At 56.4% G+C, this 20,110-nt stretch carries 13 protein-coding genes; 9 read left to right on the top strand and 4 right to left on the bottom strand.

The genetic code is table 11. The annotated features are described in order from the left end of the window. The first annotated feature begins 9 nt into the window (after window positions 1-9). The 5 genes from AACY26_RS20895 to AACY26_RS20915 all read left to right on the top strand — a co-directional run bounded on the left by AACY26_RS20895 (window position 10) and on the right by AACY26_RS20915 (window position 6,745). Window positions 10-1,680 carry an AMP-binding protein gene (locus AACY26_RS20895; protein ID WP_339516888.1) on the top strand — a complete coding sequence of 557 codons (1,671 nt, stop codon included), beginning with the start codon at window positions 10-12 and terminating at the stop codon, window positions 1,678-1,680. A gap of 323 nt (window positions 1,681-2,003) precedes the next feature. Continuing rightward, window positions 2,004-3,170: a gluconokinase, GntK/IdnK-type gene (locus AACY26_RS20900; protein WP_339516890.1), complete on the top strand. Its 1,167-nt coding sequence runs from the start codon at window positions 2,004-2,006 to the stop codon at window positions 3,168-3,170. Window positions 3,171-3,222: 52 nt separating this feature from the next. Next, entirely contained in the window at window positions 3,223-4,500 is a 1,278-nt protein-coding gene (locus AACY26_RS20905) for a TRAP transporter large permease (protein ID WP_339516892.1), read from the top strand. A gap of 101 nt (window positions 4,501-4,601) precedes the next feature. Next, the gene (locus tag AACY26_RS20910) at window positions 4,602-5,615 is read left to right on the top strand and encodes a TRAP transporter substrate-binding protein (RefSeq protein WP_339516893.1); all 1,014 of its coding nucleotides are present in this window, start codon (window positions 4,602-4,604) and stop codon (window positions 5,613-5,615) included. 110 nt (window positions 5,616-5,725) lie between these two features. After that, window positions 5,726-6,745, top strand: a complete 1,020-nt coding sequence (locus AACY26_RS20915) for a LacI family DNA-binding transcriptional regulator (RefSeq protein ID WP_339516895.1) — start codon at window positions 5,726-5,728, stop codon at window positions 6,743-6,745. A 92-nt stretch (window positions 6,746-6,837) separates the two neighbouring features. On the opposite strand, the gene AACY26_RS20920 is transcribed toward AACY26_RS20915, so the two are convergent. Then, the gene (locus AACY26_RS20920; protein WP_339516897.1) at window positions 6,838-7,767 is read right to left on the bottom strand and encodes a LysR family transcriptional regulator; all 930 of its coding nucleotides are present in this window, start codon (window positions 7,765-7,767) and stop codon (window positions 6,838-6,840) included. Between the two features lie 143 nt (window positions 7,768-7,910). Between AACY26_RS20920 and AACY26_RS20925 the strand changes: the two genes are divergently transcribed. Continuing rightward, a complete protein-coding gene (locus tag AACY26_RS20925; RefSeq protein ID WP_339516898.1) occupies window positions 7,911-9,140 on the top strand; it encodes an acyl-CoA dehydrogenase in 1,230 nt (409 codons plus the stop codon). A gap of 70 nt (window positions 9,141-9,210) precedes the next feature. Here the strand turns inward: AACY26_RS20925 and AACY26_RS20930 are convergent, their stop codons facing one another. The 3 genes from AACY26_RS20930 to xthA form a co-directional block, all read right to left on the bottom strand. Beyond that, window positions 9,211-10,983: a S8/S53 family peptidase gene (locus tag AACY26_RS20930; protein ID WP_339516899.1), complete on the bottom strand. Its 1,773-nt coding sequence runs from the start codon at window positions 10,981-10,983 to the stop codon at window positions 9,211-9,213. Between the two features lie 174 nt (window positions 10,984-11,157). Then, entirely contained in the window at window positions 11,158-12,549 is a 1,392-nt protein-coding gene (locus tag AACY26_RS20935; protein ID WP_339516900.1) for a phosphate ABC transporter substrate-binding/OmpA family protein, read from the bottom strand. 159 nt (window positions 12,550-12,708) lie between these two features. Next, window positions 12,709-13,521, bottom strand: a complete 813-nt coding sequence (gene xthA / locus AACY26_RS20940) for an exodeoxyribonuclease III (protein ID WP_339516901.1) — start codon at window positions 13,519-13,521, stop codon at window positions 12,709-12,711. Window positions 13,522-13,665: 144 nt separating this feature from the next. On the opposite strand from xthA, the gene AACY26_RS20945 reads away from it, so the two are divergent. The 3 genes from AACY26_RS20945 (at window position 13,666) to AACY26_RS20955 (ending at window position 20,053) form a co-directional block, all read left to right on the top strand. Next, complete coding sequence (locus AACY26_RS20945) at window positions 13,666-14,307, top strand: GNAT family N-acetyltransferase (RefSeq protein WP_339516902.1); 642 nt, start codon at window positions 13,666-13,668, stop codon at window positions 14,305-14,307. Between the two features lie 335 nt (window positions 14,308-14,642). After that, window positions 14,643-16,382 carry an autotransporter assembly complex protein TamA gene (locus tag AACY26_RS20950; protein ID WP_339516903.1) on the top strand — a complete coding sequence of 580 codons (1,740 nt, stop codon included), beginning with the start codon at window positions 14,643-14,645 and terminating at the stop codon, window positions 16,380-16,382. After that, complete coding sequence (locus AACY26_RS20955) at window positions 16,379-20,053, top strand: translocation/assembly module TamB domain-containing protein (protein ID WP_339516905.1); 3,675 nt, start codon at window positions 16,379-16,381, stop codon at window positions 20,051-20,053. Before AACY26_RS20950 ends, AACY26_RS20955 begins: the two co-directional genes overlap by 4 nt. Window positions 20,054-20,110 lie beyond the last annotated feature (57 nt).

A 20,110-nucleotide genomic window follows, 5' to 3' on the forward strand; every position in this document is an offset into this window, starting at 1 on the left:
AGGTATCCAATGACAGCGCCTAGTTATACCCAGGGACCCCGAGATAAAGCATTGCTGGCTATGACCATTGGCGATGCTTTTGATAACACCACTGCACGTTTTGCCGAGCGCGATGCCTTGATTGTGGTGCATCAGCAGCTGCGTTACAGCTGGAGGCAGTTGGCGGCGGAGGTTAACCGGGCAGCGCAGGCCTTTATGGCGCTTGGCATTAAAGCTGGGGACAGGCTGGGTATCTGGGCGCCCAATTGCGCACAGTGGTGCATCAGCCAGTTCGCCAGTGCCAAGGTCGGCGCTGTACTGGTCAATATCAATCCAGCTTATCGCCGTAGTGAGCTGGAATACGCACTCAAGCAATCGGGTTGTAAATGGCTGGTCTGCGCCGATGCGTTCAAGACATCCGATTACCACGCCATGCTGACCGAGTTGCTGCCGGAGTTGGCATCCAGCCGTCCGGGCCAACTGACAAGTAGCCGTCTTCCAGAATTGTGCGGGGTGATCAGCCTGGCGGATCAGGCGCCAGCCGGCTTTCTGCGCTGGCGAGAGCTGGCCGAGCTTGCCGAAACAGTGAGCGCTGAGCAGTTGGCCGCACGCCAAGCTGCATTGAGCTGTGATCAGGCCATCAATATCCAGTACACCTCGGGCACCACAGGCGCGCCTAAAGGTGCGACCTTGAGCCATTACAACATCCTCAACAATGGCTATATGGTCGGTGAAAGCCTGGGCTTGAGCGAGCGTGACCGCATGGTGATCCCGGTGCCGCTCTATCACTGTTTTGGCATGGTCATGGGTAACCTTGGTTGCATGACGCATGGCGCGACCATGATTTATCCCAGCGCGGGCTTCGAGCCTGAGGCAACCCTGCAAGCGGTGGCCCAAGAGCGCGCCACGGCCTTGTACGGCGTGCCAACCATGTTTATCGCCGAGCTGGATCATCCGCGCCTCAAGGGCTTTGACCTGAGCTCGCTGCGCACTGGAATCATGGCTGGGGCAACCTGTCCGATCGAGGTGATGCGCCGGGTGATCAAGGAGCTGCACATGAACGAGGTGCAGATTGCCTACGGCATGACCGAAACCAGCCCGGTATCGCTGCAGACCGCTGCGGATGATGGGCTTGAGGTGCGGGTTACCAGCGTGGGCCGTACGCAGCCACAGCTTGAGAGCAAAATCATTGACGAGCAGGGCGGTATTGTCCTGCGCGGGCAGACTGGCGAGCTCTGTACCCGGGGCTACAGCGTGATGCTTGGCTACTGGAATAATCCGCAGGCCAGCGCCGAGGCCATCGACGCCGAAGGCTGGATGCACACCGGTGACCTGGCGGTGATGGACGAGCAGGGGTATGTGCGTATCGTCGGGCGCAGCAAGGATATGATCATTCGTGGCGGCGAGAATATTTATCCGCGGGAGATCGAGGAGTTTCTGTTTACCCATGCCGCCGTTGCCGATGTGCAGGTCATTGGTGTGCCCGACAGCAAATACGGCGAAGAAATTGCGGTCTGGGTCAAGCTGCATCAGGGCAGTGGTTGCGATGAAAACCAGTTGCGTGAGTACTGCAAAGCCAATATTGCCCATTTCAAAGTGCCGCGTTACTACCGCTTCGTGGATGAGTTTCCGATGACGGTAACCGGCAAGATTCAGAAGTTCCGCATGCGCGAGCAGACCATTGCCGAGCTGGGTTTATAGACTAAAGGCGTAGGGCAGGATCCAGCGGCGCTTGGGTATGCAGGCAAGTGCCGTGTTGACAGCCTGAGCCTATTCTAGAATTTACATTAACTTGTTTATATCTATTAAAAACAATTAGTTAGTCTATATATCTGATCTTATTTGGTAAGTTGTTGCTGGTGGGTTTCAAGCGTTTGGCGCGCCTTTATCAGCCATGTTCTGTTGGTTTTTCTCCATAAGCCCATCGAGCCAGGATGAATATTTTTACTTGCCTGATAAATTTGGTAGCGCTAACATCTGCCCAAACAAAATAGCGCTGCATCGACAGCGTGCCGGAGACAAGAATGAAAACCAGCCTTCCTGCCCAAGGCGCTGAGCCAGCAATTCGTGCACTCGTGGTCATGGGTGTTAGCGGTTCAGGCAAAAGTGATATCAGCCGTGCGGTCGCCACTGAGCTCGGCCTGCAACATATCGAAGCCGATCTGTTCCACCCCGAGGAAAATGTTCAGAGCATGAGCGCCGGTATTCCACTGAGTGATGAGAATCGCAAAGTGTGGCTCGATGCCTTGATCGCTGAAATGCAGGTTGTTCAAGCATCCGGCAATGGCTTTGTCTTGGCCTGCTCAGCACTGAAAAACAGCTACCGCGAGCAGCTACGCGCGGCAATCAGCGACCTGCACTTTGCTCACCTGGAAATCGACCACGCCACTGCGCTTGAGCGCGTGGGCGCTCGTCCTGGGCACTTTATGCCGACCTCGCTGGTCGACAGCCAGTTCGCCACCCTTGAATCCCCAGCAAGTGAAGCCGGAGTATTGACGGTTGATGCTAGTCAAAGCCGTGAAGTCGTGGTGACAGCCATTGTTAACTGGGCTCAGAACAGTGAGCAAGCCTTGCTGGCTGAGGCGGTTGATCATAGTGCTGAATTTGATAGCGCTAACAGCGTCGCGCCAGCTCAGGAGGCAAAAGCAGAGCACGAGGGCGCCCGGCTGACTGGCGAGCCTATCTATACCGGCGGCGTTGCGCTGATGTTCGACAAGATCACCGACATGATGATGGCGGCGCTGATGGCGTTTATGGTCATCGTGGTGTTTAGCAACGTGGTGCTGCGTTACGTATTTGGCACCGGTTGGGGCGGCGCCGAGGAGTTGTCCCGGTTGGCCTTTGTCTGGCTGGTGTTCGTCGGCGTGGCGTCAAGCATGCGCCGGGGCGAGCTGATGAGCTTTACCCTGATTCGTGATCGCTTCCCACACCTGATGCGCAAAGGCATCGATTCACTGAGTTGGCTGCTGGTTGCGGCTGCCAGTGCGCTTTCAGTCAAGGGCGCTTGGGAGCAGATGCAATATGGCTGGAGCAATACCAGCCCGGTGGTGGGCTATCCGCTGGCGATCGCCATGCTGCCGGTGCTGGCTAGCATGGCTGTGCTGGTGCTGTTGGCAATGGTGCAACTGGTCAATGTCTGGCGTAGAGACCAGTCGCTGGCCAATGCAACAGCCAATGTCACCATTGATTAATCGCCATATCCACCCATAAGAACAACGGGCAACGCCCACCGAGGACACGCACATGACGGTTGCCGTTTTCCTTTCTTCACTGCTTGGTTTCATGGCATTTGGCATGCCAATCGCTTTTGCGCTGATGCTCACTGGCGCGGTGCTGATGTGGTACCTGGACTTCTGGGATGTTCAATTGCTGGCGCAAAACCTGCTGGCAGGGGCTGACAGTTTTCCGCTGCTGGCTGTTCCGTTCTTCATTCTCGCTGGCGAGTTGATGAATGCCGGTGGCATTTCGCGGCGGATTATCACCATGGCCCAGGCCTTTGTCGGCCACAAGCGTGGCGGCCTGGGGTTTGTGGCCATTGCCGCGGCCGTGCTGTTGGCCAGTATGTCCGGCTCGGCGCTGGCCGATACTGCCGCACTGGCTACTTTGTTATTACCGATGATGCGCCAGCGTGCTTATCCGCTGCATTCCTCGGCTGGCCTGGTGGCGGCCGGCGGCATCATTGCGCCGATTATCCCGCCTTCAATGCCATTCGTGATCTACGGCGTGGTCACCAATACCTCGATCAGCCAGCTGTTTATGGCGGGCTTGGTGCCTGGCTTGATCATGGGCGCGGGTTTGATTTTCGCCTGGACCCTTATCGCCCGAGGTTTTACCGAGCCATCGCCACCCAAAGCCAGCAAGGAAGTCCGCCGTGCGGCGTTGGTTGATGGCGCATCGGCATTGATGCTGCCGGTGATTATCGTTGGTGGCCTGCGCTTCGGTATCTTTACTCCCACCGAGGCGGCTGTCGTTGCGGCGACCTATGCCTTGGCGGTTTCGACCCTGCTTTATCGCGAGCTGGACTGGAAGACCCTGATCGAAGCCATGACCCGCGCCAGCCGCACAACGGCTTCAGTGATGTTCCTCTGTGCCGCTGCAACTGTGTCTGCCTACATGGTGACGTTGGCCCAGTTGCCAGCCGAGCTTACAGCGATGCTTGGCCCATTGGCTGATCATCCGCGTGTGCTGGTCGCCGCAATCATGGTGCTGATGATTGCCGTCGGCATGGTGCTTGACCTCACGCCGACCATTTTGATTCTGGCACCGGTGCTGGCGCCAATTGCTGCCAAGGCCGGGGTTGATCCCGTGTATTTTGGGGTGATGTTCGTATTAATTGGCTCCATCGGCCTGATTACCCCGCCGGTGGGCACTGTACTCAACGTGGTTGGCGGCATTGGCAAGTTGCGCATGGAGATTCTGGTGCGTGGTGTGATGCCGTTCTTCCTGATTTACCTGGCAATCGTACTGCTGCTGATCCTGTTTCCGGCGATCGTCACAGTCCCACTTGCGTGGCTGCGCTGATTTTGGCCGCCGGGCATTGCATGCGTCTGCTGGCAGGCGCGCAACACACGACTTTTATTACTGTTGGTCCGACTCATTCAACAACAAAAAAGGTGCAAACCATGAGACGTACACTGATCGCCGGCTTAACCGCCGCAGTCCTGCTTAGCCCACTGGCGACTTTTGCCGCCCACGCTGACGAAATTCGCTCACGCATGATCCGTTTTGGTTATGGCCTCAACGAAGACAGCAACCAGGGCCGCGCAGCCAAGTTGCTTGCCGAAGAGGTGGCCAAGGCTTCAGACGGTAAACTCAAAGTACGTACATTCGGCGCTGCCAGCCTCGGCCCGGATAACCAGATGCAGAACGCGCTGATCGGTGGCGCCCAGGAAATGATGGTTGGCTCCACTGCCACCTTGGTCGGCATCAGCAAGGAAATGGCTGTTTGGGATACACCTTTCCTGTTCAGCAGTGCCGAGCAAGCTGACAAAGTCCTTGATGGGCCAATTGGCCGTGAAGTGATGGACAAGCTGGCAGAGAAGGGCCTGGTTGGCTTGGTCTACTGGGAAAATGGCTTCCGCAACATGACCAACAACGTGCGTCCAATCGAAAAAATGGAAGATTTCGACGGTATCAAGCTGCGTGTGATGCCCAACCCCGTGTTCCTAGAAACCTTCAAGTTGATGGGCGCCAACGCGGTGCCGCTGCCGTTCTCAGAGCTGTTTACTGCGCTGGAAACCAAGGCTGTAGACGGTCAGGAAAACCCGTTCAACACCATCCTGTCTTCGAAGTTCTTTGAAGTGCAGAAGTACCTGACCATCACCAACCATGTGTACAGCCCCTGGATTGTCACTGCATCCAAGCGCTGGTGGGATGGTTTGTCCAAGACCGAGCAAGACATCATCATGCAGGCGGCTGTCAAAGCGCGTGACTTTGAACGTAAGGACACCCGTGAAGAAGCTGCCAAGGCCTTGGCTCAGCTGAAAGAGAATGGCATGCAAATCAATGAAATCAGTCCTGCTGAAGTCGAGCGTATGCGTGAACAAGCTCAACCGGCAATCCAGCAAGTGACTGATACCGTTGGCCAGCAGCTGTTCGATCAGGTTCAGGCAGAGGTTAAAAAAGCCGCCCAATAAGCATTCGATGTCACCGTTGCATGCTGAATCATCTGCCATGCAGCGGTAGGCGTTGATGTCTTGCTAATATTGCGGCCGTTTGAACTGCTTCCCGAATAAGAGCCAACCTTATGAGTCAGCGTCGTCGCCGCACTGCGGAACGCGTCACTTTGAATGATGTAGCCAAGGCTGCAGGTTGTTCATTGATGTCTGCATCGCGGGCCTTGTCACAACCCGAACGGGTTTCCGATGCCTTGCGCGAACAGGTCATGCAAGCCGTGAAAAAGCTCGGCTATGTGCCGCATTCAGCGGCGCGGGCGCTGGCCAGCTCACGCTCGAACCTGGTCGCGGCCATTCTTCCGTCATTGTCCAACTCGGTATTTGTCGATACTGCCGAAGCCATTCAGCGGGTGCTGATGCCGGCTGGCTTCGAGATGATGATTGGAGTCAGCCACTACAGTGAAACCGAAGACGAGCGGCTGTTACGTTCGTTTCTGGCGCACCAGCCCGCCGGGTTGCTCCTGACCGGCTTCGAGCGCAGCGACATTGCCCGTGAAGTGCTGGCCAATTACCACGGCCCGATCGTGACAATGATGGAGCTAAGCGAGTCGGCAAATGATTACTGTGTCGGTTTCTCACAGTTTGAAGCTGGCGCGGCAATGACCCGGGCATTGATCGGGCGCGGTTACAAGCATATCGCTTTTGCCGCCGCACAACTCGATCCGCGAACCTTGCAGCGTGCCGAAGGTTATCGTCATGCCATGCGCGAAGCGGGGCGTTACAACGCGGCTTTGGAAATGCTTACGCCGCAGGTTTCATCCATTGGCTTGGGGGCTAACTTGCTCGACCGTTTGCTTGAGCAGCATCCGCAAACCGATGCCGTTTTCTTCAACAATGATGACTTGGCCTTCGGCGCCTTGTTCCGGGCGCGGCAGTTGGAACTTGCGGTTCCGCAGCGCCTGGCCATCGCCGGGTTCAATGATTTACCCGCAGCCGCCTGGGTGCATCCGGCGTTGACCACCGTACGCACTACGCGGGGCAAGGTGGGGGAGTTGGCTGCCGATATGCTTCTGAGCCTGATGCGCGGTGAGCAACCCAAGCAGCCACGGGTGGACGTAGGTTTTGAAATCGTGATGCGCGACAGCGCTTGAAACACCGGATTGCAACCGCCCCGGGCAATGCGGTGTCCACCTCAGTGCTTGTGGAGTAGCGACGCTGCCCGCAGTTAAAGCTGCAAGCCGGATTACTCGGCTTTTTCTGCCTGCTTTTCACGCAAGCTCACTTGCTGGCAAATCTCAATGATCTGTTCACGCATCCAGCGGTTGGCAGGGTCTTGATCCGTGCTTTCGTGCCAGTACAGATGGGTTTCCAGGGTTGGCATTTCCTTCACCGGCAGCTGGATGTAGTGCAAGTCGTTGCTGCGTGCGAAGCGTTCCGGCACGGTCATCGCCATATCAGTGTTATGCAACACCGTATTGGCCATCAGGTAATGCTGAGAGCGCAGGGCAATTTTGCGCTGAATCCCCATTTTCCCTAGGGCCAGGTCGATATAACCCAAGCCGCTGCGCCGACTGGAAATGTGGATGTGGCTGAGCGACAGGTATTCTTCGAGGCTGATTTTGTCTTTGGCCAGCGGATGGTTTTTCCGCAGCGCGCAGACGTAGCGGTCTTCCAGTAACTTGACGTGCCGGACTTGTGGGTCGGTATTGAGTGGCGCGTCAATCGCAAAGTCCAGGCGTCCAGCCGCCAACTCTTTAGTCGTTTCACGGCGGCGTGCCAGCATGCTTTCAATGCAGACCTTGGGTGCCAGGCGACGCAGGCGCTGGAAAAGCGCAGGAAAAATCATCGCCTCACTGAGGTCAGTCATGCTGATGCGGTAGGTTTTATTGGCTTGCGCGGGGTTGAAGGTACGGCTTTCTTGCACTGATATGCGCAGTTGCTGCAGGGCGTTGCGCACCGGACCAATAATGTTTTGCGACATGGGTGTTGGCACCATGCCTTGGGCGGTGCGTACGAATAGCGGGTCGTTGAAGGTCTCGCGCAAGCGTGCCAAAGCGTTGGAAACCGCAGGCTGGGTGATGCCGACAATCTGTCCGGCGCGAGTCAGGTTAGCCTCGGTGTAGATTGCATCGAAGACGACAAAGAGGTTCAGATCGACCTTGTTGAGATTCATTCCGTAGTAGCTCCGAGGCAGTGAATCATATATCGGTGATGAATGTTTATACACAGTGAAAATAGCTTAGGTAAATTTTCATCTGTGATCTAGCATAATTTTCACTCAATTTATTTAAAGCCAAACGTCAAAAGGTAGCGCCCATGGATTTCGCCTATTCGCCCAAAGTTCAGGAACTGCGTGAGCGCGTAACAGCGTTTATGGAAGCTCATGTCTATCCTGCCGAGGCTGTATTTGAACAGCAGGTCAGTGAAGGAGACCGCTGGCAGCCAACCGCAATCATGGAAGAGCTCAAGGCCAAGGCCAAGGCTGAAGGCTTGTGGAACCTGTTCCTGCCAGACTCTGAACTTGGGGCGGGGCTGACCAACACTGAATACGCTCCATTGGCTGAAATAATGGGCAGCTCGCTGATTGGCCCGGAACCCTTCAACTGCGCTGCGCCGGATACCGGCAATATGGAAGTCCTGGTGCGTTACGCCAACGAGGCGCAAAAACAGCAGTGGTTGGCGCCCTTGCTCAGCGGCGAGATTCGCTCGGCCTTTGCCATGACCGAGCCACAGGTGGCTTCATCCGATGCCACCAACATGCAGGCAGCGGCGGTCCGCGACGGTGACGAGTGGGTGATCAACGGCCGAAAATGGTGGACTTCCGGCGCCTGTGATCCACGCTGCAAAATTCTGATTTTCATGGGGCTGACCAACCCCGAAGGCCCGCGTCATCAGCAGCATTCGATGATTCTGGTGCCAATGGACACGCCGGGTGTGAAAGTCATTCGTCCGTTGCCGGTGTTTGGTTATGACGACGCGCCACACGGTCACGCCGAGATGGTTTTCGAGAACGTTCGCGTACCTTATGAAAACGTGCTGTTGGGTGAAGGGCGTGGCTTTGAGATTGCTCAGGGTCGTCTTGGTCCTGGCCGTATTCACCACTGCATGCGCTCGATCGGCATGGCTGAGCGCGCACTTAAACTGATGTGTGAACGCTCGATTGAACGCACGGCGTTCGGCAAGCCTCTGGCGCGTTTGGGCGGCAATATCGACCACATTGCCAACTCACGCATGGAGATCAACATGGCGCGCCTGTTGACCCTCAACGCGGCCTATATGATGGACACGGTCGGGAACAAGATCGCAGCCAGCGAAATCGCCCAGATCAAGGTGGTGGCGCCGAATGTCGCGCTGAAGGTCATCGATCGTGCGATCCAGATCCACGGCGGCGGCGGGGTCAGCAATGACTTCCCGCTGGCGTATTGGTACGCCATGCAGCGGACCTTGCGTCTGGCCGATGGCCCGGACGAGGTTCACCGCGCCGCCATCGGTAAGTTCGAGATTGGCAAGTACATCTCCCGCGAAGCGATGAACGCCACCCGCTAGGCCACGTTACCCTGGCGCCCGGTACATTGCATCGGGCGCCAGCAATTCAAGCGAATTTTCTTGTCCTGCCTCAGCGCACCCGATTCAAGCTCTGCACGGTCAAATCCAACGCCTTGTACATATCCAGCCTTGCTGAGTGACCCACGTCAGGGTTGTTCAGTTCGTTGGCGCGTTCGGATGGCAGTATGGGCGCGGTCAGGTCGTCACCCTCGGTGGGTTCGAAGTCGTATTCCTCGCCTATGGTCATGGCGCTGCGGCGGAGCAACATGCGCAGCTGATCGGGTTCCAGTTCCGGGTTGATCGACAGCATGGCGGCCAGCAAGCCGGCGACCAGCGGGGTGGCGTAGGAGGTGCCGCAATGCACATCGCCTTCCTCGTCAGCCTTTGCGGTTGAGGCGTGCACGCAGGCTGCTGCAGTGATGTCTACGCGCATATCGATATTGGACGCCTTGCGCTTTGTGGCGTAGGCCGGGTCTTTGACCGGGACGTTTTTATTGCTGCGTTGATGGCCGCCGACCACAAAGAGTTGATCAGTGACGAAAGACGATGGCAGTCGATACTCATCGCGACCGGAGAAGGACGAGCCATTCCCCGCCGAGTTAACCACCACCACATTGGGGTGCTCTTCGCGCAGCCAGAGAAAAAACTCCTCGAGCAGTTCTTCATAGCCGCTCATGGCAATGCCGGAGCGTACCAGCGAATCGATGGGGTCGCCGTTGACATCAATGGCGCCCACGCGGTGTATGCCCCAACTCCAGTTGAGCACCCGCACGCCGTCTTCGACCAGATTGACCGATGCCGCGACGTTGGCGGTGATGCCGGCATCCGAGTCACGCGCGACGATGACATCGAAACCAGGGCCGACATCATCCAGTCCGCGCAAAAAGCCGCTGTTGCCGCCTTTACCCCAGGCTGCCGCGAGGATGCCGCTAACCGTTGAACCATGGCCGCTTGGCTTGTCGGCATCACGTGCGTACAGGCATAGACGCTTGCTGTCGGAGCGGCAATTGTCACCGATGTAGTCACTGAAGTCCGGCGAATCAAAGTCAACATCACGCTCGATCACGCCAATACGCACGGGGTGGGTTGCTAGTCCGCCGTTTTCGCGTTGCAAGCGGCGCTGATAAAAATTCACCGCATCAAGAAAGCGGTTGGCCGCCCATTCCTGATTGTCCGCCGCAGGCGCCTTGTCGGCGTCTGTCTCGATGCTTTTTTCTGCGCCAGACTCTTCTATGACGACCGCATCGACACTGACTTCACCGCCAAGGCGCAACACAGTGGCGTCGCGCTCATCGAGGTTCTTGGCCTTGAGGCGCAGTTGGTAGGTGTTCAGCGGTGGAATCATGCCAACCACTTTGGCGCCGTATTTGTCTGCCAGCAATCGTGCCTGTTTGGCGCCGTCGTAATCTTCTTCGATCACGACGCTGATCAGGTCGACATAGGAGGTCAGGCCATCCATATTCTTTGCCACTTCATCTGCAGTGGCAGCTACTACGTGACTGCTGGCCAGTGATAACCAGACCGGATTGCTCTGCTGGCCCTGTTGTTCGAGCACCAAGGGGCCGCTTTTCTTGCCGCGGGTGTCTAATTGCAGTCGCAGGTTTTCTCCTTCGCCGCTTAGCTGTTTTTCAGCCAGTGCCTGACCATTGAGGCGAACCTGCCGGGCGCCGGCCTGCAGGCCTTTGACTCGCAGGCAGAATGTCTGCTTCTTGGTTTCCAGTAGATCACCGCAGCGTTGCAGTTGTTGAATGCGGATTGGGTCAGCCGCCGCGGCATCCAGAGCAAGCATTGCAATCAGCAGGGCAGGCAGGGATTTGCAAAGGGTTAGAAAAGCATGACTCATTGACGACTCCAGCTTGAGCGTTGAGCTTGCGCAACCATGGATCCGCTGCGCTCGATGATATTCCGACCGCCAGATCATTGAATGTTTCAATAACCCATTTCCAATAAGCTTTGCACAATAATCAAGCGCAACGCACAAAGGCCCGACACGACGGGCCTCTGTGCGCATGGGGCTTTAATAAACCCAGACTTCAACCCGGCGGTTTTTAATCCGGCCTTCCTGGTCATTGGCGGCAACGGGTAGCACATCACCGAGGCCAATGATGTCTTTAAAGATGACGCCTTGCTTGGCCAGCTCGCGACGAACAGCCATGGCGCGTAATTTGGATAGCAACTTGGCGCGGGCCGGGTCAGATTTAGGGTCACCAAAGCCGACCAGCACCACGTTCTGGTGCAGTTTGTCGTGAACACTCAAGTAGTCCATCACACGGTTGAGGTCACGCAGAGCCTTGTTATCCAGGTCGGCGCTACCTTCGGCGAAGCGAAAATTAACAGACAGGCGCTGGGCGTTAGTGCTCAGTTGTTGGTATGCGCCGGGCATCTCGGCTGTTGGGGTGATTCTGACCGCGCTGACTGTCTGCGAAATAAACCCATTTTGCGCAACTATGGCTTGGCCGCGTGGGCTGTGCGCAAAGTTGACCAGCGCTTTTACCCAAGGCTGGCTTTGATTAGGTGAGTTGTAGAGGTACAGGCGCCGCGACAACGGGTAATCCTCGGTGGCGATCGCCGTGCGGGTCGGCAGCATGGGTTGTGAGTCGCCGCTGGCAATGGCCAGGGCTTTGGCTTGACGAATAGACGGCAGACCTGTGAAGCCTATGCCTTGCGGGTCGCTGCTGACGGTGTCGGAAAGTTTGTCGTTGGACTCAAAGCGTTTGGCGGACGCTGCGAGCGACTTGCCGTTGGCGCTGAGCACCAGCTCTTTAAAGGTGTCGTAGGTGCCTGAGTTGTCGTCACGCGCATACAAGTGAATGTCACCGGCTGGGCCGCCCAGTTGTGCCCAGTTGTTAATATCCCCGGAAAATACCTGCGCCAGCTGATCGGTGCGCAATGAGCTGATGGGGTTGCTCGGGTGCAGGATTATGGCTAAGCCATCAATGGCGATGACCTGTTCAGCATCACGACTTTTCATGTCGCCCAGGCTGGCGAGGCTTGCGACTTCCGCATCCTTGATCGGTCGCGACGCTGCGGCAATGTCGGCGCTGCCATCTTGCAAGCCAGCAAACCCAGTGCTTGAGCCATGGGCGGCGAGATCGACCCTGACCGGCTGGCCCTTGCTTGAGGTTGCCGTGATCCTCTGTTCATTTTCGATGTTGCCCGGCAGCAGTGTGATCGCACTGTAGCCTTGCGCCTCAAACATGCCCTTGACCAGCGCTGGCCCCAGCTTGGCGCCAATGGTGTTGGAGCCCTGGATGCGCAGGAGCGGGGCCTCAGTTTGTTGCAGACTGGCAGCGGGTTGCTGGGCGGCAAATACCGACCAGGGCAGGGCGTAGCAAATAAAGCCTAGAAGAATGAGGCTGGAGGCACGGCTCCACGTATCAGATTCATTATCGAGCAGGACGCGCGACATGCGGCAAACACCTTGTATGGGTGGGAAGTGCCGCGAAGATAAGACAATATTGTGACGCCGATGTGACGTCACAATCATGTTTAGAGGTGTTTTTCAGGTTCTGCTAGCTAAGGCCGGTGCGCAGCAGCCTCGTTTGTGGTCGCCGCGCAACCCGGGCTGTTATTCGAGCTCAAGCCAGATAGGCGCATGATCCGAGGGTTTCTCCATGCCGCGCAGTGCGTAATCAATGCCGGTTGCCTTGATTCGCTCTTGCAAGGGTGCGCTGGCCAGGATTACATCAATGCGCAGGCCACGCTTGGGTTCATCTTCAAAGCCACGGCTGCGGTAGTCAAACCAGCTGAATTGATCGTTCACTTCCGGATTCTGTACGCGGAAGCTGTCAACCAAACCCCAGCCTTTAAGGGTGGCGAGCCATTCGCGTTCTTCGGGAAGAAAGCTGCATTTGCCTGTTTTCAGCCAGCGCTTGCGGTTCACTTCGCCGATGCCGATATCACAGTCTTCGGGCGAGATATTGATGTCGCCCATCACCACCAGTGGCTGCTCAGGTTTGAATTGACTGACCAGCAGTTGTTGCAAATCAGCGTAGAAGCGCTGCTTGGCCGGGAACTTGATTGGGTGATCGCGGCTTTCGCCTTGGGGGAAGTACCCATTCATCACGGTCACTGGATTGCCGTTTTCATCGGCAAAGGTGCCGTAGATAAAGCGCCGCTGCGCATCCTCGCCGTCGCCGGGAAAACCCTTGTGTAGTTCTAGCGGTGCCTCACGGGAAAGCAGGGCAACACCGTAGTGGCCTTTTTGTCCGTGATAATGCACGTGATAACCCAGGGCACGGATATCCGCTTCTGGAAATTGATCATCAGATACCTTGGTCTCTTGCAGGCCAATGACGTCTGGTTGATGCTTTTCAATCAAGGCCGCCAATTGATGCGGGCGGGCGCGCAGGCCGTTGATGTTGAAGGAGACAATCTTCATGGCGGCAGATCCAGTACTTTGTAGATGAGATCACTGATGCTAGCCGATTGCGGTATGTGGCTGCCAGCCATCTAGCAGGCTTGGTTGTGCGGTGCTAGGGTGGAGAGGTAGGCCCTTTACTTAAAAGACAAGAGGTCGTGACTGATGCCAAATAGCCCTGCTGAAGTTCGCATGCTCGACTCAGGTTATGCTCAAGAGGCGCGCTCATTGCTCTATCACGCGTATCGGCTTGAACCAACCTTTGCCTATTTGTTTGAAGCCGAGCGTCCGGGCTTTGACCAGCGAGTGCGTGCCACCATCCGTGAGCTTGTTCAGCAACACTTCAGCGAGGACCTGCCAGCAGTCGGTCTATTGATTGACGATCGCCTGATCGGTATAGCCTTGATTGCACCACCACAGCGCCGGCTCGATATCACTGAAAGTTGGGCATGGCGCATGCGAATGTTGTTAACCACGGGTTTTCGCTGCACCAAGCGTTACCTTGAGTACCATGCAGCCTTGATGTCCATCCTGCCAATTGGTGCTTTTCACGTCCTTCCGTTGATTGGTATTCATCCTGAATATCAAGGCAAGCACCGTGGCGAGCAATTGCTTGAAGCCTTGCATAACTGGTGCGCTGATGACCCTAACTCGGGTGGCATCGTGGTCGATACCGGTAATCCGCATTACCTGAATTTCTATCAGCGACAGGGCTACGAGGAAATTGGCCAGGTTGCCATTGGTCCTGTCATAGAGCACGTGTTCTTGCATCCCAACCCGCAACAGGTGACCAAAGCCAGCGCTTGAGACAGACCTAACCTCTGGACGCACTGGTCGTCCAGGGTGGGTTATGACGCCTGAGTTTTCCACAGTGACAATTCTGAATAAAAGTGACTCATCCCGGTTGATCACTTCTACCAGGTGGTAGGTTTGTGCCTGAGTTAGGGAACCTCTGAAAAACGACTGCGCTAGCTATTACGGCGTTAAAAAACTGCTCACAGCCTTTGGCTGTTACTCCCGTTGGTGTTGGTCGTTGCGCCTTGTACTATCGTCGCTCGCTGCCTTTTTCAGAGGCTCCTTAGTCGTGGTTAAGTGTATTAAGTGCTCTAGGTGAGGGGTCGCGTCGTGCTAACATCGAGTTCATGACTGTGGTGAAAAAGCTTTGCGCCGGAGTGGCGCTCATAATGTTCTGCGCCAGTTCACTGGCCGAGTCGCGTTTAACTGTTTCCATCAAACCGGCAAATAAAGAACTCAAGGCCAACGTGGAAGGCTATATCGGTTCGCTCGGTGAGCGCGATGCCGATGCCTTGCAACGCTTTAGCTTGGTCGCCAAAGAACAAGCGGTAAAAGCCGCACAGGCCCTTGGCTATTATCAAGCGCAGATCAGCCTTGAGGTTGTCGAAGCAACCCCGCCGCAACTCAAAGTCAGTATCAATCCCGGCGAACCAGTGCATCTGCGCAATGTTGTTGTGCGTATTGACGGCCCCGCTGGCGAACTCAGCCAATTCAAGCTGCCAAAGGATGCGCGCCTTAAATCCGGCGATGTACTCAACCATGGCGCTTATGAGGCGGTTAAGCGCTATATCCTCAATCAAGCGTCACGCTATGGTTTTTTTGCCGGCAAGTTCACCAGCCAGCAGCTTGATATTGACCCGCGGGCAGGCATTGCCGATGTTGCATTGATCTATGAAAGTGGCCCGCGCTATACCTTTGGTGATGTCGCATTTTCGGGTGACTATGACCTCGACAATGACTTGCTGCAGCGCATGGTGCCGTTCGAGGCGAATACGCCTTACAACTCCGACAAAATTGCCGAGCTTTATCAAGCGCTGCGCTCAAGCGATTATTTCGACAATGTGCAAGTCGATGCCAACCCGTCGCAGGCCAGTGGCGAAATAATACCAGTGGTCGTTCAACTGACCGCGCGCAAGCCACGCAGCATGGGGCTCGGGCTCGGCTTCTCGACCGACGTTGGCCCCCGTGGACGGGCTAACTGGACCCGCCACTACGCCAACCCGCAAGGCCACAGTTATGGCGCTGAAATGGAGCTTTCGGCCCCTCGGCAAAATGTCAGCCTGTTTTATGACGTGCCGCTTGATCCACCATTGACCGATAAATTCAGGTTTGCAGGCGGTTATCAGTACGAAGACCTGCCAGACACTGACACCCTGAGTAACCTGATCACTGTCGGGCCTGAATGGCATAGCAAACTCGATAGTGGCTGGCAGCGGGTTATTTCGCTGAAGTGGCAACGGGAAGAATACGAGTTGGGTGATGACTCTGGCTTGAGCACCTTGCTGCTGCCAGGTATCAGCTATGCCTACTTGCAGAGCGACAGCCAGATCGACCCGAGCCAGGGCTACCGTTTGCAGTTCGATCTTTCTGCCGGTAAAGAGGGCTTGGGTTCTGACTCAGATGTGGTGCATTCCAATGCAATAGCCAAGGGCCTTTACACCATCGCCAACAAGCATCGATTCCTGGGGCGGGCGCAAATCGGCGGCACCGAGTCCAATGGCTTCAGCAATGTGCCGCCCTCGCTGCGCTTTTTCGCCGGTGGTGACCAAAGTGTGCGCGGTTACGATTACGACAGCCTGTCACCAGAGAACTCCGATGGCGACAAGATTGGTGGTCGCTATCTGGTCGCCGGTTCGGTCGAGTACCAATACAGCGTCGCTGACAAATGGCGAGTCGCGACCTTCTTCGACCAAGGCAATTCGTTTAACGACCTAGAGTTTCCGTCGCTTAAAAAATCCTTTGGGTTCGGCGTTCGCTGGATTTCGCCCCTGGGGCCACTGCGTTTGGATTTGGCCAAGCCGATCAATCCGGGTGACGACGATGACGACGGCATTCATATCCACTTCTCCATGGGGCCAGAGCTGTGAATCGTCTGTTGAAGCGCAGTCTCTGGGCTGTACTGGCTTTAGTCCTGATATTGCTGATCGCAATTGCCAGCTTGTTAGGCACGCAAGCGGGCAGTCACTGGCTGCTGGGGCAGGTGCCAGGGCTGCAACTGACAAACTTCAGCGGGCGTTTGGCTGGGCACTGGCAGGCCGATGCACTGAACTGGCAACAAGACGCCACTGTTGTAGCGGTTGATCACCCAGAATTCGAGTGGTCGCCCGGTTGCCTGCTGCGCATGACCCTGTGTATCGACCAGCTCAAGGCGCAAGCTATTACCTTGCAATTACCAGCCAGCAGCGACGAGCCCAGCAGTGGGCCTATCACCTTGCCCGAGTTGAATCTGCCGGTTGCCATTGAGTTCGGCGAGATACAAGTCGGCAGCTTGCAACTCAATGGTGTTGAACAACTGCAAGGCTTGCAGATGGCTGCACATTGGACAGCTGAAGGCCTGAAGATTGATAAATTGGATCTGCAGCGTGAGGATTTAAGTGTCGCCCTGACCGGTTTGCTGCAACCCACCGGCAACTGGCCGCTAAAGGTCTCTGGCGATATAAATCTGCCGTCCCCCGATGCCGGTCCCTGGAAGCTGGTGCTGAACATCAGCGGTGATCTACAAAAGACCCTGAATATCGATGCACAAAGCAGCGGCTATCTGCCAGGACATTTGACCGGTGAACTGCAAGCCCTGGCTGAAAACCTACCGGCTAAAGTGCAACTCAAGGCCGATGGATTCAAAGGCAGTGCGGTGTTGCCTGACACCTTGCGCTTGAATCAGGTTCTTCTCACAGCAGCAGGTGATCTTGAGCAGGGCTACAAGGTTGAGGGCAGTGCACAGCTGCCGGGCGATGGTGGTGATATAGGCCTGCTCTTGCAAGGCGTGGTCACGGGCGTTGGCGCAGACATCTCACAGTTGCAACTCAGTGCTGATGATCAACGCAAGCTCGACCTGAACGCCCAGATGAGCTGGAGCGATGGCTTTAGCGTTGATGCCAGCTTTGACTGGCAGGATTTTCCCTGGCTGATGCTCTATCCGTTGGAAACGCCACCGCCAGTCACGGTTAAAACCCTCACCGGTGATATCAGTTTTGCCGACGGAAATTATCTGGGGAACATAGACGCCAACTTGCTCGGCCCAGCTGGGCCGTTCAGCGTAAAAACGCCTGTTAGCGGCAACCTGACTCAAGTGCATCTGCCCGATTTACAGATCGTGGCCGGGCAAGGCAAGGCGGGCGGGCGGGTCCAAGTTGGTTTCGCCGATGGCGTCAGTTGGGACACTCAGTTGCAACTGAGTGATATCGACCCTGCGTATTGGCTAGCTGAAATGCCAGGCAAGCTGGCTGGCCCACTAGCGAGCAAAGGCGAACTGAAAAATGAAAGCCTCAAGCTCAGCGCAGCCTTGGATATCAATGGCAATCTGCGTGGCCAGCCGGCGCGACTCAAGGTCGATGCCACGGGCGCCGGCCAGTCCTGGACCCTGGGCGCGCTGAATATCAAACTTGGTGAAAACAGCATCACTGGTAAAGGTGTCCTGGATAAAAGCCTTGCCGGACAACTACAGTTGAACTTGCCGCGTCTTGGCCAACTCTGGCCGGGATTGCAGGGGCGGGTTAACGGCAAGGTCGACCTGGCTGGCAGCCTCAAAGCACCGCAAGCCAAGCTGACACTCAAGGGCCAGCAGTTGGCCTACACCGACCAGAAGATCACCAGCCTCGACCTTGATGCAACCTTGAACAGCGCCCAGCAAGCTGAGCTGAAACTGATTGCCGACGGCATTGCCCTCGGTGAAACCCAGCTAGGGCGCCTCAATGCGAGTGCCCAAGGTAATCAGCAGCGCCAAAGTCTCAAGCTCGACCTTAAAGGACCGTTGCTTGAAACTTCCACGGCGCTGCACGGCGTACTGAACGATAAAGGTGCATGGCGCGGTACGTTGGACAGCGGTCAAATCAAAAGTGGCGGTCAGGATTGGCGCTTGCAGCAGGCCGCCAAGCTGGAGCGTCTGGCCAATGGCCAAATCACCTTGGGCAAGCACTGCTGGCGCTCCGGCAGTGCTTCGTTATGTGGTGAGGACCAACGCTTGCTGCCGGACCCTCGAATTCGCTATCAACTCAAAGGTTTCCCGCTGGACAGCTTGGCCCAGTGGTTCCCGGATGACTTTGCATGGAAGGGGCAGTTGGATGCGGCGATCAAATTGGATATCCCGAGCGCCGGGCCTAGTGGGCAAATCACCCTGGATGCCGGGCGCGGCTCATGGCGGGTGCGCAACGCCGGTGAATGGAACGATTTCAGCTATGACAGCTTGCGCCTGACCAGTGATTTGAAGCCTACCCAGATCGTCAGCAACCTGCAGCTTCGTGGGCCAAAGATCGGTCAGCTCAATATTCAGGCCAAGCTTGATCCTCGGCCCGGCAAGCGACCGATATCAGGCACCTTTGACCTAAAGAACGTCGACCTTTCGGTGGCTAGGCCCTTTGTGCCCATGGTCGATACCTTGAAAGGCCGGCTCGGCGGTAACGGCACATTGTCCGGTACGCTGCTGGCGCCGCTGGTCAATGGCCGGGTACAACTGACTGATGCAGAAGTGTCCGGCGGCCAATTGCCAACCAACTTTGAAGGCTTGCAATTGTTGGCCCTGATCAACGGGCAGAGCCTGCAACTGACGGGGGATTGGCGCAGCGGCGAGCAGGGCGCTGGCACGTTAAAAGGCAATCTGGCGTGGGGCAATAACCTGGCCGGGCAACTGAACATCAGTGCCAAGCGGCTACCTGTCCACGTTGAGCCTTACGCGGCGCTTGAGGTCGAACCGGATATCACGGTTGTGGTCGCCAATGAGCAAATGTCGGTACGTGGCAAGGTGCTGGTGCCGCGCGGAAGTATTGAGGTGCGCGAGCTGCCGCCTTCCACAGTGCAGGTGTCGAGCGATGCACGCATCGTTGGCAGCCAGGCGACAGAAGACAAGCCGGTCGCCATCGCGATGGATGTCGATGTGATAGTCGGTGAAGATTTGCTCAAGTTCAGTGGCTTTGGACTCAAGGCTGAAATCGCAGGCAATGTGCACATTGGCAATGACCTGGATACCCGTGGCGTACTCAATCTGAATAAAGGCAAGTTCAGTGCTTATGGCCAGAAACTGCAAATACGCCGCGCGCGCCTGCTGTTTGCCGGGCCAATTGACCAACCCTACTTGGATGTCGAGGCGATTCGAACCGTTGATGATGTCGTCGCAGGGCTGCGCCTCAGCGGTAACGCCGCACAGCCAAAGAGTGAAGTGTTTTCCGAGCCGGCAATGAGCCAGAACCAGGCGTTGAGCTACCTGATACTGGGTCGCCCAATTGGCCAGGACAGTGGCGACAGTAATCTGATCGGCCAGGCCGTCGTCGCGTTGGGGCTCAAGGGCTCATCACCCTTTGCCGGTAATCTCGCCCAGACCATGGGCATCACCGATTTCGAGCTGGACAGCGAAGGCAGTGGTGACAGCACCAGTGTGGTTGCCAGTGGCAAGCTCTCCGAGCGGCTTAGCCTGCGCTATGGCGTTGGGGTGTTTGAGCCGGTCAATACCGTGGCCCTGCGCTATGAATTGACCAAGCGCTTGTACCTTGAAGCCGCCAGCGGCTTGGCCAGCTCGCTGGATATTTTCTTCAAACGTGATTTTTGATTGTTCGAATTGAGGAAAAACTCTTCAAAATCAACGATCCATTCTTAAAAAAGGCGT

Origin of the sequence: Pseudomonas sp. RL_15y_Pfl2_60 (assembly GCF_963970595.1) — a bacterium.
Taxonomy (GTDB): domain Bacteria; phylum Pseudomonadota; class Gammaproteobacteria; order Pseudomonadales; family Pseudomonadaceae; genus Aquipseudomonas.

Excerpts from the sequence above, each read along its gene's own strand:
- AACY26_RS20895 (WP_339516888.1), top strand. The coding sequence starts at position 10 with ATGACAGCGCCTAGTTATACCCAGGGACCCCGAGATAAAGCATTGCTG.
- AACY26_RS20900 (WP_339516890.1), top strand. The coding sequence starts at position 2,004 with ATGAAAACCAGCCTTCCTGCCCAAGGCGCTGAGCCAGCAATTCGTGCA.
- AACY26_RS20905 (WP_339516892.1), top strand. The coding sequence starts at position 3,223 with ATGACGGTTGCCGTTTTCCTTTCTTCACTGCTTGGTTTCATGGCATTT.
- AACY26_RS20910 (WP_339516893.1), top strand. The coding sequence starts at position 4,602 with ATGAGACGTACACTGATCGCCGGCTTAACCGCCGCAGTCCTGCTTAGC.
- AACY26_RS20915 (WP_339516895.1), top strand. The coding sequence starts at position 5,726 with ATGAGTCAGCGTCGTCGCCGCACTGCGGAACGCGTCACTTTGAATGAT.
- AACY26_RS20920 (WP_339516897.1), bottom strand. The coding sequence starts at position 7,767 with ATGAATCTCAACAAGGTCGATCTGAACCTCTTTGTCGTCTTCGATGCA.
- AACY26_RS20925 (WP_339516898.1), top strand. The coding sequence starts at position 7,911 with ATGGATTTCGCCTATTCGCCCAAAGTTCAGGAACTGCGTGAGCGCGTA.
- AACY26_RS20930 (WP_339516899.1), bottom strand. The coding sequence starts at position 10,983 with ATGAGTCATGCTTTTCTAACCCTTTGCAAATCCCTGCCTGCCCTGCTG.
- AACY26_RS20935 (WP_339516900.1), bottom strand. The coding sequence starts at position 12,549 with ATGTCGCGCGTCCTGCTCGATAATGAATCTGATACGTGGAGCCGTGCC.
- xthA (WP_339516901.1), bottom strand. The coding sequence starts at position 13,521 with ATGAAGATTGTCTCCTTCAACATCAACGGCCTGCGCGCCCGCCCGCAT.
- AACY26_RS20945 (WP_339516902.1), top strand. The coding sequence starts at position 13,666 with ATGCCAAATAGCCCTGCTGAAGTTCGCATGCTCGACTCAGGTTATGCT.
- AACY26_RS20950 (WP_339516903.1), top strand. The coding sequence starts at position 14,643 with ATGACTGTGGTGAAAAAGCTTTGCGCCGGAGTGGCGCTCATAATGTTC.